This window comes from Thauera terpenica 58Eu (assembly GCF_000443165.1).
Taxonomy (GTDB): Bacteria; Pseudomonadota; Gammaproteobacteria; order Burkholderiales; family Rhodocyclaceae; genus Thauera; species Thauera terpenica.
The window spans coordinates 1-13,569 of sequence record NZ_ATJV01000042.1; the positions used below are offsets into that span (position 1 = coordinate 1).

12 protein-coding genes are annotated in these 13,569 nt (G+C 66.0%); 6 read left to right on the forward strand and 6 right to left on the reverse strand.

Features of this window, described 5'->3' with window-relative positions; translation table 11 throughout:
- Positions 1 to 230: 230 nt before the first annotated feature.
- The 5 genes from dnaB to rpsF all read right to left on the reverse strand — a co-directional run bounded on the left by dnaB (position 231) and on the right by rpsF (position 3,217).
- Positions 231 to 1,628 carry a replicative DNA helicase gene (gene dnaB, locus M622_RS24515; RefSeq protein WP_021248210.1) on the reverse strand — a complete coding sequence of 466 codons (1,398 nt, stop codon included), beginning with the start codon at positions 1,626 to 1,628 and terminating at the stop codon, positions 231 to 233.
- A 135-nt stretch (positions 1,629 to 1,763) separates the two neighbouring features.
- Positions 1,764 to 2,213, reverse strand: a complete 450-nt coding sequence (gene rplI, locus M622_RS24520; RefSeq protein WP_021248211.1) for a 50S ribosomal protein L9 — start codon at positions 2,211 to 2,213, stop codon at positions 1,764 to 1,766.
- 15 nt (positions 2,214 to 2,228) lie between these two features.
- Positions 2,229 to 2,504 carry a 30S ribosomal protein S18 gene (gene rpsR / locus M622_RS24525; protein WP_021248212.1) on the reverse strand — a complete coding sequence of 92 codons (276 nt, stop codon included), beginning with the start codon at positions 2,502 to 2,504 and terminating at the stop codon, positions 2,229 to 2,231.
- A 1-nt stretch (position 2,505) separates the two neighbouring features.
- Positions 2,506 to 2,820, reverse strand: a complete 315-nt coding sequence (priB, locus tag M622_RS24530) for a primosomal replication protein N (protein ID WP_021248213.1) — start codon at positions 2,818 to 2,820, stop codon at positions 2,506 to 2,508.
- Position 2,821: 1 nt separating this feature from the next.
- The gene (gene rpsF, locus M622_RS24535) at positions 2,822 to 3,217 is read right to left on the reverse strand and encodes a 30S ribosomal protein S6 (protein ID WP_021248214.1); all 396 of its coding nucleotides are present in this window, start codon (positions 3,215 to 3,217) and stop codon (positions 2,822 to 2,824) included.
- Between the two features lie 241 nt (positions 3,218 to 3,458).
- Between rpsF and M622_RS24540 the strand changes: the two genes are divergently transcribed.
- Positions 3,459 to 3,794 (forward strand): hypothetical protein, encoded by a 336-nt coding sequence (locus M622_RS24540; protein WP_021248215.1) that lies wholly within the window; start codon positions 3,459 to 3,461, stop codon positions 3,792 to 3,794.
- A 22-nt stretch (positions 3,795 to 3,816) separates the two neighbouring features.
- On the opposite strand, the gene hrpA is transcribed toward M622_RS24540, so the two are convergent.
- Positions 3,817 to 8,085 (reverse strand): ATP-dependent RNA helicase HrpA, encoded by a 4,269-nt coding sequence (gene hrpA / locus M622_RS24545; RefSeq protein ID WP_031346333.1) that lies wholly within the window; start codon positions 8,083 to 8,085, stop codon positions 3,817 to 3,819.
- A 148-nt stretch (positions 8,086 to 8,233) separates the two neighbouring features.
- Between hrpA and M622_RS24550 the strand changes: the two genes are divergently transcribed.
- From M622_RS24550 to M622_RS24570, 5 genes are all read left to right on the forward strand, one after another.
- Positions 8,234 to 9,058: an undecaprenyl-diphosphate phosphatase gene (locus M622_RS24550; protein WP_021248217.1), complete on the forward strand. Its 825-nt coding sequence runs from the start codon at positions 8,234 to 8,236 to the stop codon at positions 9,056 to 9,058.
- Positions 9,059 to 9,072: 14 nt separating this feature from the next.
- On the forward strand, positions 9,073 to 9,663 hold the full coding sequence (locus M622_RS24555; protein WP_021248218.1) for a YqiA/YcfP family alpha/beta fold hydrolase: 591 nt from the start codon (positions 9,073 to 9,075) through the stop codon (positions 9,661 to 9,663).
- Positions 9,660 to 10,565, forward strand: coding sequence for a class I SAM-dependent methyltransferase (locus M622_RS24560; protein ID WP_021248219.1), 906 nt, complete (start codon positions 9,660 to 9,662; stop codon positions 10,563 to 10,565). The genes M622_RS24555 and M622_RS24560 overlap by 4 nt, the downstream gene beginning before the upstream one ends.
- Before the next feature lie 133 nt (positions 10,566 to 10,698).
- Positions 10,699 to 12,615, forward strand: a complete 1,917-nt coding sequence (locus tag M622_RS24565) for a ribonuclease catalytic domain-containing protein (protein WP_031346334.1) — start codon at positions 10,699 to 10,701, stop codon at positions 12,613 to 12,615.
- Between the two features lie 9 nt (positions 12,616 to 12,624).
- Positions 12,625 to 13,560, forward strand: coding sequence for an energy transducer TonB (locus M622_RS24570; RefSeq protein WP_031346335.1), 936 nt, complete (start codon positions 12,625 to 12,627; stop codon positions 13,558 to 13,560).
- Positions 13,561 to 13,569 lie beyond the last annotated feature (9 nt).

The window sequence follows — 13,569 nt, forward strand, 5'->3', positions numbered from 1 at the left end:
CCTGTCAAGCACCCCGGGAACTCTTTTTAACGAACCGTGCCTCCAACCGCACGACCCGAAACCCCCGAAACACCCAACCCGCCTCATCCCCAGCACCACCGCAAAGACCGGAATCAAACCGCGTCAGCGCCAGGAGAGGCCGAATTATAGACACCAAAAAGCAAAGGTCAAGGTCCGCGCACGCTTAAAGATTTCTATGCGCGCATGCGTACCGAGCTCGAGCGCCGGACTCAGAATCCCGGCGATCCGGCGTAATTCTCGAATCGCGTATTTTCACCGATGAAAGTGAGGCGAACCGTACCGGTGGGTCCGTTACGGTGCTTGCCGATGATCAGCTCCGCCGTGCCCTTGTCAGGCGAGTCCGGGTTGTAGACCTCGTCCCGGTAGATGAACATGATGATGTCGGCGTCCTGTTCGAGCGCGCCTGATTCGCGCAGGTCGGACATCACCGGGCGCTTGTTCGGGCGCTGCTCCAGGCTGCGGTTGAGCTGAGACAGCGCCAGTATGGGCACATGCAGCTCCTTCGCCAGCGACTTCACCGAGCGCGAGATCTCGGACAGCTCGGCCGCCCGGTTCTCGCCTTCGCGCGTGCCGCTCATGAGTTGCAGGTAGTCGATGACAACCAGGCCGAGCCGACCGCATTGACGTGCGAGCCTGCGCACGCGCGCGCGCAGATCGATGGGGTTGAGCCCCGGCGTGTCGTCGATATAGATCGGTGCGTCATAGAGCTTGCCCATCGCCATCGTCAGCCGCTGCCAGTCGTCATCGGTGAGCCGTCCACTGCGTATCTTCTGCATGTCGATCCGCCCCACCGAGGAGATGAAGCGCGTCGCCAGCTGCGTGCCCGGCATTTCCATGGAAAAAATGGCCACCGGCAGGCGCTGCTCGATGGCGATGTGCTCAGCCAGGTTCAGCGCGAAGGTGGTCTTGCCCATTGCCGGGCGTCCGGCAATGATGATCATGTCGGAGGGCTGCAGGCCGGAGGTCTTCTCATCGAGGTCCACCAGTCCGGTTGGCACGCCGGTCACTTCGGACGGATTGTCGCGGTCGTAGAGCTCCTGCACACGATCGACCACCTGCTTCAGGATGGGCTGGATGGACACAAAGCCGCTGCTGTTACGCGCCCCCGCCTCCGCAATCTCGAATACCTTGGCCTCTGCCTCGTCGAGCAATGCCTTCGCATCCTTGCCCGATGGGCTCAACGCACTCGCCGCAATCTCATCACCGACCGCGACCAGCTTGCGCAGGATTGCACGCTCACGAACGATCTCGGCATAGCGACGGATATTGGCCGCCGAGGGCGTATTGTTCGCAATCTCGGCCAGGTAGGCGAGCCCCCCGGCCTGCTCGGCCTCGCCGTTCTTTTCCAGCGACTCGAACACGGTGACCACGTCCGCCGGTCGCCCCTGGTCGATGAGCCTGGTGATCTGGCGATAGATGCGACGGTGATCGTCGCGATAGAAGTCGCCCTCGCTGACGATGTCGGCGATACGCTCCCAGGCCTGATTGTCGAGCAGCACCCCGCCGATCAGCGACTGCTCGGCCTCGAGCGAGTGCGGCGGCAGCTTGATCTGCGCGATCTGCGGATCGGACGGATAGGAGGAAAAACGGGAAGACGGAGAACTCATCGCAAACACCTCTCGAAACCACCACCTCGAATTTCAGCGACGCGCGTCACAGCAGATGCCCGGATGACCCACGCATCAAGCAAAAAGGGCTGCCCACGGCAGCCCTTTTCATCAGCCCGCAAAACGCCGCCGATATTACTGTTCGCCAACCACCGCAACGGTGATGGTAGCGAGAACGTCAGAGTGCAGCGCAACTTCGAGTTGCACCTCACCCACCTGCTTGAGCGGACCGTCAGGCATGCGGACCGCAGCGCGGTCGATGTCGAAGCCCTGGGCGACCAGGCCTTCGGCCACATCGGCATTGCCAACCGACCCGAACAGACGGCCATCCATGCCGGCCTTGCGTGCGACCTTGACGGTGACGCCTTCGAGCTTGGTGGCGAGTTCCTGCGCGGCAGCCAGCTTCTCGGCATGAGCGCGCTCGAGCTCGGCACGACGCGATTCGAACTCGGCCAGATTGGACTGCGTGGCGCGCTTGGCCTTGCCTTGCGGGATCAGGAAGTTACGCGCGTAACCGTCCTTGACCTTGACCACGTCACCCAGACCACCGAGGTTCTGGACCTTTTCGAGGAGAATGATTTGCATGATGTCTATTCCCTCTTACAGGTGCAGGTCGGTATAGGGCATCAGAGCCAGGAAGCGGGCGCGCTTGACCGCGACCGACAGCTGACGCTGGTAACCAGCCTTGGTGCCGGTGATGCGTGCCGGCATGATCTTGGAGTTTTCGGTGATGAAGTCCTTCAGGATGTCCACATCCTTGTAGTCGACTTCTTCGATCTTCTCCGCGGTGAAGCGGCAGAACTTGCGCCGCTTGAACAGACCACGACCGCCACGATCGTCTTTCTTCTTGAACTTGGACTTGGGCTTGAAAGCCATTTCAGTTTCCTTCGAGAAATTCTATTGTATTCAGGTGCAGCACCGGGCTTCGACTGCGCAGGCTTCGCGCCGCGAGGAAGCCACTGAGCCGCAGGACCGCCCCGGGCTTCACGCCTGCCAGCACGCCAGCGAGATCACCGACAGCCACCGCCTGCACCTCCACCGAAACATCGCGGCTCAAACCCGCCTCCATCTGTTTCGATTCGTGCGCCAGCACGCAGCTTGCCACCGGCACTCCGGCAGGCGTTCGACGCAGCGGCAGCAACTCGGCCACGCGCGCATCGAAGCGCAGTTCATTCAGCCCCGGACCAGGCAACTCAGGCAGCAGTCGCTTCGCCCTCGTTGGCCGCGGCCGGCTTGGCCTCTTCAGTCGAGGTGCTCAGCGAGCGCGACTTCTCTTCCTTCATCATCGGCGAGGCCGTGGCGACCGCCTTCTTCATCTTGATGATGAGGTGGCGCAGCACGGCATCGTTGAACTTGAAGGCATGCTCGAGCTCGGTCAGCGTCTCGCCATCGCACTCGATGTTCATCAGCACATAGTGAGCCTTGTGCACCTTCTGGATCGGGTAAGCCATCTGGCGACGACCCCAGTCTTCCAGACGGTGAATCTGGCCGCTGCGCGCGGTCACGAGCGCCTTGTAACGCTCGACCATCGCCGGCACCTGCTCGGATTGATCAGGGTGGACGATGAAGACAATTTCATAATGTCGCATGCAAACTCCTTGCGGTTGGTTGTTACAGCCCCCCGGCATGCGGTCCGGTGGAGCAAGGGAAGCCGAGCAGTCTAGCAAGAATGGCGACAAAATCAAAACAAACCGGAACACGGACGACAGGCGTCGACGGACCTTGTTACACAAGCCCGCTTACACTCTGCTGCCGCGCACCAAAGGCCAACTCGCCTAGCATCCACAGCATCAGGGCCACGCCCTGCATCAACTTCCGATGAGGCCGGCCATGAATTCGCCCCTGACACGCAAACTCCTTACCGCGCTGATCTGCGGCGGCATCCTCATTGCCGCAGCCCCCGCCGCCCACGCTGATCGCGATGACCGCGACCATCGTCGCTGGCAGCATGAGAAGCGTCACTACAAGAAACACCGTGACTGGGACGAACGCACCGTATACCGGGAGCGGGTGATCATCCGCGAGCGGCCGCGCCACTACCGCGAACGCGAAGTGCACCATCACTATTACCAGCAGCCCATGCCGTCATACGGCTACGGCTACAGCCGCTCGCCAGCGCTGGTGATCGGCGTCAACATCCCACCCCTCATCATCCCGCTCAACTGAGGCGGAGAGGAGTCGGTCACATTCAACGCGCCCGGCTATCCCAGATTTTCTGCAAACGCTTGACCGACACCGGCATCGGCGTCTTCAGCTCCTGCGCGTACAGCCCGACACGCAACTCCTCCAGCATCCAGCGGAAATCCTCCAGCGCCGCATCGGCCACACCGGCCCGGCGCTTGGCGGCGAGTTCGCGCTCCCAGGCCTGCGCCAGCGCTTTCCACTCCGCCATCGACTGCGCATCACGCGCCGGGTTGTTACGCAGTTTGTCGACGCGAATCGAAACCGCCTTCAGGTAGCGCGGGAAATGTGCCAGCCGCTCCCACGCAAAGGCGACGAGGAAATCCTTTGGCAACAGCGCCGCGATCTGCGCCTGCATGTCGGCAACCGCATCCGGGAAGGTTTTCAGCCCCACCAGACGCTTCGCCAGCGCCGCATGCTCGATCAACAGCTGTCCGGCAAGGCGCACGAACTCCTGCGCCACCAAAGTGACGCGCGCCTTCGCCTCGCTGCAGCGCTGCGCAAACACCGCCGCATCCAGCGGCAAGGGTTCAAGCAGGCAGCATCGCGTCAGCGTGGCCTCCACCAGGCGCGCCTTGAGCTCGGCCTCGGTGCCAAAGCTCATGTACTGCAGCGCCAGCTCGCGCAAGCCCGGCAAGCGCTCGATGGCACGCACCTGATCCTTCAGGTTGAGCGCGAACAGACGCGCGAGCCCACGCCGATGCACGCGCGCCGCCTCCTCGGGCGTGTCGTAGGGCCGTAGCGAGACACTGTCGCCATCGTCGTGCAGCGCCGGAAAGCCGATCACCTCACGCCCGCCAACGCGGATCTCGAGCAACTCGGGCAAGGCGCCGAAGCTCCACTGCGTCAGGCCAGCCAGCGCCGCAGCGCCGCTCCCGGCACTGTCCGCCTCGCGCGCGCTGCCGGCGGCTGCAGGTACGACCTTCCCCTTGCCAGCCTCCGCTTTAGGTACGCCCTTGCCCTCAGTGGCAGAGCGCGTAGGCCTATGGCGGCTTGCACCTTCATCCCCGGCTGTCACATCCCGACGCAGCCCGTCCCCGTCAACCACCCCGACCGCGGACAAGGCGCCGGCCAGCGCACCACCGACGCTTGCCGCCGAGAAGCGCGCCGCCACCTGGTCACGGAAGCGCGCGCGCAACTCCATCAGATCCCGCGACTGCCCCATCACCCGCCCATGCTCGTCGATGACGCGAAAGTTCATGAAGGCGTGGGCCTTGAGGTTCTCCGCACGAAAGCTCTCAAGCGGCAGCTTCAGCTGCACACGCTCCTCAACGAAGCGCTGCAGCATCTTCAACAAGGATTCATCGGTGTCGAATTCGCCGGCTTCAAAGCTGGTCATGAACGCCGCCGCGCTCTCGCCCACCGGCTGCAGGCGGTGGCGATGCTTCTGCGGCACGGTCTTCAACAAGGCCGCAACCTTTTCCTCCAGCAGCCCGGGCACCAGCCACTCGCAGCGCCTGGCGGGGATCTGGTTGAGCATCGCCAGCGGCACGATCAGGGTCACGCCATCGTCGGCCTCCCCCGGCTGGTGCAGGTACACGAGCTTCAACTTCTGCCCCAGCACCGCCATCGTCGGCGGGAAGCGGTCGGTGGTCACGCCCTCGGCCTCGTGCCGCATGAGCTGCTCACGCAGCAGATAAAGCCGCTTTGGCTCGCTCTTCTCAGCCGTCTTGCGCCACGCTTCCAGGCCGGCGAGGTCGCACACCTCCGCGGGGATCTTGCTGTCGTAAAAGGCCTCGATCAGCGCCTCATCGACCAGCACGTCGGGGCGGCGCGACTTGTGCTCCAGGCGCTCGATCTCGGCCACCAGGCGCTGGTTGTGCGCAAGAAAGCCCATCGCCCGCGCCGGCCCCTCGGCGATCTCGCCCTGCACCAGACCTTCGCGCAGGAAGAGCTCACGGCACAGCGCCGGGTCGATGTCGCGATAAGCCACGCCGCGCCGCGGATAGATCACCAGACCGTAGAGCGTGCCGCGCTCCCAGGCGCGCACCGCGCCCGCAGACTTCGACCAGTGCGGCTCGAACACCTGGCGCTTGATCAGATGCGCACCCACCTCTTCCACCCATTCCGGCTCGATGCGTGCGATGCAGCGCCCGAACAGACGCGAAGTCTCCACCTGCTCGGCGGCCATGATCCACTTGCCGGCCTTTTTCGCCAGCGTCGAGCCCGGATGCGGCCAGAACTTGATGCCGCGCGCGCCCAGATAGGCGCCGGCCTGCGCCCCCACCGCGTCCTCGAGCTTGAAGCCGATATTGCCGAGCAGCCCCGCGAGCAGCGCCTTGTGGATGGACTCGTAGTTGGCGGGCTGGGTGTTCTCCTTCCAGCCGTGCTCGGCGCACAGCGCGTGCAGCTGGGCAAACACATCCCGCCATTCGCGCATGCGCATGTAATTGAGGAAATGGCGCTTGCACCAGGCCTTCTGCTTGGAGGACGACTCGTGGCGCTGCACCTCGTCCCAGGCCTTCCACAGGTGCCAGTACCACAGGAACTCGGAGCGCTCATCCTGCTCGCCACCACGAAACTTCGCATGTGCCTGATCCGCCGCACCGGGGCTGTCCGGCGGGCGCTCGCGCGGATCCTGCACCGACAGCGCGGCGGCAATCACCAGCAACTCGGCGAGCGCACCGCGTTCGCGCGCGGCCAGGATCATGCGCCCGATGCGCGGGTCGAGCGGCAGGCGGGCGAGCTCGACCCCGCTCGGTGTCAGCCTGCGCTCATCGTCGTCGGTGATCGCGCCCAGTTCGGCGAGCAAGGCGTAGCCATCGCCGATCAGGCGCGAGCCCGGCGCATCGATGAAGGGAAAATCCTCCACCCCGCCGAGCTTGAGCGACTTCATGCGCAGGATCACGCCGGCGAGCGAAGAGCGCAGGATCTCGGGGTCGGTGTGCAGCGGGCGACGCGTGAAGTCGTCTTCGTCGTAGAGGCGAAAGCAGATGCCGTCCATGACCCGACCGCAGCGCCCGGCGCGCTGCTGCGCGGCCGACTGCGCGATCTTCTCGACCTGCAGCTGCTCGACCTTGGTGCGCGGCGAATAGCGTTTGATGCGCGCCAACCCGGTGTCCACCACATAGCGCACGCCAGGCACGGTGAGCGAGGTTTCGGCCACATTGGTCGCCAGCACCACGCGCCGCCCGCTCGAGGACGAGAACACGCGCGCCTGCTCCTGCGCCGACTGGCGCGCAAACAAGGACAGGATCTCGGTGCCGGGCAGGTGCTGCGCCTTGCGCAGCGCTTCGGCGGCCTCGCGGATCTCGCGCTCGCCGGGCAAAAAGACCAGCACATCGCCCGGGCCGCAGCGCTGGGCCTCGTCGACCGCATCGACGAGCGCGTCCATCAGATCACGGCTGCGCTCCTTCGCCCGCCCATCCCTTCCCCACTCAGCCTTGGCCGGCACCGCAGCGACCGGCGCGGACTCCTCACCTTCCACCGGCCGGTAGCGCATCTCGATCGGATACAGGCGACCCGAGACCTCGATCACCGGCGCCGGCTTGCCGGCGGCGTCGGCAAAGTGCCTGGCGAAGCGCTCGGCATCGAGCGTGGCCGAAGTCACGATCACCTTCAGGTCAGGCCGGCGCGGCAGCAGGGTGCGCAGGTAGCCGAGCAGGAAGTCGATGTTCAGGCTGCGCTCGTGCGCCTCGTCGATGATGATCGTGTCGTAGGCCGCGAGCAGCGGATCGGTCTGGGTCTCGGCCAGCAAGATGCCATCGGTCATGAGCTTGACGTGGCTGTTGGCGCTGAGCTTGTCGGTGAAGCGGATCTTGTAGCCCACCACCTGGCCAAGTGGGCTGTTGAGCTCCTGCGCGATCCGGCTCGCGGTGGCGCGCGCCGCCAGCCGGCGCGGCTGGGTGTGGCCGATCAGGCCGGCCGCGCCGCGCCCCAGCGCCATGCAGATCTTGGGCAACTGGGTGGTCTTGCCCGAGCCGGTCTCGCCACAGACGACGATCACCTGATGCGCGGCCAGCGCCGCGGCGATCTCCTCACGGCGCGCGGACACCGGCAGCTCGGGCGGGAACTCCGGCACCGGCAGGGCCGCAAGACGGGCGCCAAGCGCGGTGCGCGAACGCTGCAGCAAGGCATCGAAATCGGCCTGCAGGCGAGCGCGCTGCGCCAGCGCACGCTCGGCAGCCTCCGCGCCCGCCGCTGGCTCACGCCGCGGCGCGGCCGGCCGCGCCAGATCGCGCGCCATGCGGCGCAAGCGTGGACGGTCGACACTCAGGCAGTCGTCAAAGGTCGGCAGCGCTAAGGGGCGACGTTCGCCCCGGGGTTCAGCCCTCATGGCTCAGCTTCGGTTTGGTCAGGCCGCGCATTATCCTCCGCATCGTCGTCTACAGGCGCAGCACGGGCCACGACATTCGCCCGCCACCGCGACGCAAGGTCCGAGCCGCTATAATCGCCGGCTCCTCCGCACCAGAAAGACTCGCCGCATGGACTTCCCCCTCCTCCTCGTCGCACTCGTCCTCGGCATCATCGAAGGCCTGACCGAATTCCTGCCGGTATCCTCCACCGGCCACCTCATCATTTTCGGCGACCTGCTCGGCTACAACGACGACACCAGCAAGGTGTTCAAGATCGTCATCCAGCTCGCCGCCATCCTCGCCGTGTGCTGGGACTACCGCGAGCGCCTGATCAAGGTCGCCAGCGGACTGCGCACCGAACCCAGTGCACAGCGTTTCGTCGGCATGCTCTTCGTCGCCTTCCTGCCCGCCGCCGTGCTCGGTCTCATGTTCCACTCGAAGATCAAGGCCTTGCTGTTCAACCCGATCACCGTCGCCACCGCGCTCGTCGTCGGCGGCCTGATCATCCTCTACGTGGAAAAACGCGCCTACAAGCCCCGCATCATGGAGGTCGAGCAGATGCGCTGGAGCGACGCCGTCAAGGTCGGCTTCGCCCAGGCGCTGGCGATGATCCCCGGCACCTCGCGTTCGGGCTCGACCATCATGGGCGGTCTGATCTTCGGCCTGTCACGCAAGGCGGCGACGGAGTTCTCCTTCTTCCTCGCCATCCCCACCATGTTCGCCGCCACCGCCTACGACCTCTACAAGAACTGGGCCTTGCTGCGCGCGGAAGACCTGCCGGTGTTTGCGGTCGGCTTCGTCGCCAGCTTCGTGGCCGCGATATGGGCGGTGAAGAGCTTCATCAGGTTCATCTCCAACCACACCTTCATCATCTTCGCCTGGTACCGCATCGCCTTCGGCCTGTTCGTGCTCGCAACCTGGTACTTCGGCTGGGTCGAGTGGTCGGAAGCCTGAAGGAGGCGCGCCCGATGATCGTCTATCTGCACGGCTTTCGCTCCGCACCGGCCTCGATCAAGGCGCGCGCACTCAAGGGCCGCATGGTCGAGCGCGGGCTCGGCGAGCGCTTCTGGTGCGAGCAGCTCCCGGTCTCACCACGTGCCGCCATCGCCCTGGCCGAGGCCGAAATTGCCCGCGCCCGGCGCGCCGGACTGCAGCCGACCGTGGTCGGCAGCTCGCTCGGCGGCTACTACGCCACCTGGCTGGCCGAGCGCCATGGCTTGCGCGCGGTGCTGATCAATCCGGCGGTGGTCGCACCGCTGGCGCTGGAGAGCTTCGTCGGCATGCAGGACAACCTCTACACCGGCGAGCGCTTTGAATTCACCCATCAGCACCTCGACGAATTACGCACCCTCGAGGTCGCGGCCATCACCCGCCCCGAGCGCTACTGGCTGCTCGCCGAAACCGGCGACGAAGTGCTCGACTACAGTCACGCGGTGATCAAGTACGCCGGCGCGCGCCAGACCATCCTCGAAGGCGGCAACCACGGCTTTTCACGCTGGAAAGACTATCTCGACGCGGTGATCGATTTCGCCGTGCCGGCAGGGGATGACACCCGATGAACCCGCCCACGAACAAGCCCAGCGCAGCCGACCCGGCACCCGCAGCCACCTCCTCACCCGCCGCCTTCGACGCGCGCCGCTTCAAGGCGATGGAACGCGCCGGCTTCAACCGCATCGCGGCACGCTACGCCGAAGGTGCGCACTTGCGCGCCGAGCTCGCCACCGCCCTGCTCGATGCCGCCGCCCTCGCCCCCGGCCAGCGCGTCCTCGACCTTGCCAGCGGACCTGGTCTGCTGGCGCGCGACGCCGCGCTGCGCATCGCCCCCGGCGGCACCGTGCTCGCCACCGATATTGCCGAGGGCATGCTGGCCGAAGGCGCCCGGCGCTGCGGCGAACACGCCAGCACCCCGTGCTTTGCCGCCGCTGACGCCGAACAGCTGTGCCTGGCCGACGCCAGCGTGGACCGCGTGCTAGCAGGGCTGGCGCTGTTCGTCTTTCCCCACCCCGAACGCGCGCTCGCCGAAATGCACCGCGTGCTCGTCCCCGGCGGCCTCGTTGCACTGTCGGTATGGGGCACACGCGAGACCGTGCCCCTCATCCACCGCGCCCAGGACTGCATCGCCCGCCTGCTGCCGGCGCCCAAGGTCGCACGCCCCTCGGTGTTCCGCTTCGGCGAGGCCGAGGTGTTGCAAGCCAGCCTCGCCGCCGCCGGTTTCGTGGACATCGACATCCGTCCGTGCGCGTTCAGCTGCCACTTTGCCGACGCCGACGACTACTGGCAGGCCTTCCTCGACCTCGCCGGCGGCGCTGCGGAGGCCCTCGGCCGCCTGCCCGAGGCCAGCCAGCAGGCCCTGCGCAGCGCGGTCGTCGATGAGCTTGCCGGCCATGTCTGTGGCGATGCACGCGGCGGCTTCATCCTGCCTGCACACACGCTGGTCGCCACCGCTCGACGCCCGGGCTGAAGCACAGCGCGCAGGCGCGCCCGAAAACCTCAACCCATCGGCAACGAATGTCCGCGTCGTGCGCGCGATGGCTTTGGGGCAAGCCGGCCGAATCCAGTAAACTAGGCAGCTTGATTTTTCCAGGCCAATGCCGATGTTCGTGCTGTATGAAGAGGACGGAGCTTTCAAAGCTGGCACGATCCTCGCCGATAACGAAGCCACCCTGCAGGTCGAGAACACCCACGGCAAGCGCGTGAAGCTCAAGCGCGCCAACGTGCTGCTCGAGTTCCTCGAGCCCGCGCCCGCGGAACTCCTGCGCCGGGCCGAAGCGGAAGCTGAAGAGCTGGACATCGAGTTCCTCTGGGAAGTGTGCGGTGACGAGGAGTTCGCCTTTGCCGACTTCGCCGCCGAATACCAGGGCCACAAACCCACCGCGGTCGAATCAGCCGCCGTCCTGCTGCGCCTGCATTCGGCGCCGATCTGGTTCCACCGCAAGGGCAAGGGACGTTTTCGCAAGGCCCCTGCGGAAATCCTGCAGGCCGCGCTCGCCGGACTGGAAAAGAAGCGCCAGCAGGCCGCGCTCATCGAGCACATGCGTGCCGAACTGGTCGAAGGCCGTCTGCCGACCGAACTCGGCGCACTGCTGCCGCAGGCCTTGTACCGCCCCGACCGCAACCGCAACGAGATCAAGGCGCTGGAAGCCGCCTGTGTCGATACCGGCCTGTCAGCCCCGCGCCTGCTGCTCAAGTGCGGCGCGCTCAGTTCGAGCTACGACTTCCACTACAACCGCTTCCTGTTCGAAAACTTCCCCGAAGGCGCCGGCTTTCCCGCCTTTGCGCCGGCAAGCTGGCCGAGCCAGCTGCCGCGCGCCGAGGTCGTCGCGTTCTCGATCGACGATGCCTCCACCACCGAGATCGACGACGCCTTCTCGGTCACCCCGCGCGCGGGCGGTGGCTGGCGCATCGGCATCCACATTGCCGCTCCGGCGCTGGGCTTCGTGCGCGGCACCGAGCTCGACGCCATCGCACGCCGTCGCCTGTCCACGATCTACATGCCGGGCGACAAGCTCACCATGCTGCCCGACGAAGTGGTGCAGACCTTCACCCTCATTGCCGGACGCGAGTGCCCGGCGGTATCGCTCTACCTGGACATCACCCCGGGGCTGGCGATCGTCGGCCAGGAAAGCCGGGTCGAGCTCGTACCCATTGTCGCCAACCTGCGCCATCACGACATCGAACCGCTGTTCAACGACGCCTCTGTGCACGGCGAGGGCGGCCCGGACTTCACCTGGAAGCGCGAACTCACCTTGCTGTGGGACCTCGCCACCGTGCTCGAGGCCGGACGTGGCAAGGCCGGTGGCAACGAAGACCGTGTGGACTTCGGCTTCAGCGTGGACTGGACTCAAGGCAGCGCAGACGGCCCCGGCCTGGTCAGCATCAGCCGCCGTCTGCGCGGCTCACCGCTGGACAAGCTGGTCGCCGAGCTCATGATCCACGCCAATGTCACCTGGGGCCGCCTGCTCGACGAGGCCGGCGTGCCCGGCCTGTACCGCGCCCAGGGCGGAGGCAAGGTGCGCATGACGACCGTCGCCGCACCCCATGAGGGCCTGGGCGTGGAGTGCTACGCCTGGTCGAGCTCCCCGCTGCGACGCTACGTGGATCTGGTCAACCAGTGGCAGATCGTGGCGGTACTGCAAGGCGGCACCCCCGCCTTCGCGCCGCGCTCGGCCGACCTCATGGCGGCCCTGCGTGACTTCGAGCTGACCTATGCCGACTACGCCGAATTCCAGCGCCGCATGGAACGCTACTGGTGTCTGCGCTGGCTACGTCAACATCAGCGCGGAGAGGTCGACGCAACCGTGGTACGCGAGAACATCGTGCGCCTGGGCGAAATTCCGCTCATGTTCAGGGTGCCGTCAATGCCGCTGCAGCTGCCTGGCAGCCAGGTGAGACTGGTGGTCGAACATACCGACCTGCTTGACGTCGAGGTCGACGCGCGCTTCCAACGCGTGCTGGCAGAGCCGGAAACCCAGGATGACAGCCTGGCCGCGGACGCCTTCGGCCCGCTCTGAGCCGTGACCATGGCCGCCCCGCCTTCCGCCACCGCCTCCGCTGCAGCGCCGGTGGGCGGCCCCAGCGCCACGCCGCGGGCGCCTGCATCACAGCGCAGCCGGCACGGGACACGCTTGATGCTGCTGGCCTTTGCGGTCTCGCTTGCTGTGCACGCGCTGCTGCTCAGCCTGCAGTTCCGCATGCCCGAGGCCAAGCCGGCCAAGGACAGGGGCCTGGAAGTCGTGCTGGTCAACACTCGCCACGCCAAGGCGCCACCGCAGGCGGAGCTGCGCGCCCAGGCCAACGTCGATGGCGGCGGCAGCAGTGAACAGCCGGCACGCCCCAAATCCCCGCTGCCACCGCAAGCCACGCAGCGCGACGGCGACGCGCTGGTCGAAGCCAGGCGTCGCACGCAAGAACCGGTGCGCGAGCAAAAACAGGTGATCACGCGCGAGAAGAAGTCGCCGGCCAGGATTGCATCGGCACCAAAAAAGATCGAACAAGCCCAGCCCGAACAACAGATCAGCGGTCTCGACCTGCTCGACAGCGCGGCAGCGGTCGCCCGCATCGAAGCCGAGATCGACCGCAATCTGGACGAAATCGCCAAGCGCCCGCGCAAGAAATTCATCGGCGCAAGAACCAAGGAATACCGTTTTGCCCAGTACGTCGAGGACTGGCGTCTGAAGGTGGAGCGGGTGGGCACCCTGAACTACCCCGAGGCTGCGCGCGGCCGGGTGTACGGCAGCCTGCTGCTGTCGGTGACCATCCGCGCCGACGGTACGGTGGAAAAAGTCAGCGTGCACCGCAGTTCGGGGCACGCCCTGCTTGATGAAGCCGCGGTGCGCATCGTCAAGCTGGCCGCGCCTTATGCGCCCTTCCCGCCCGCCATCCGCAAGGACACCGACATCATCGAGATCACCCGCACCTGGGCTTTCACCAACGCCGACCAGGTGCGCACCAACTGAGAGCTCTCC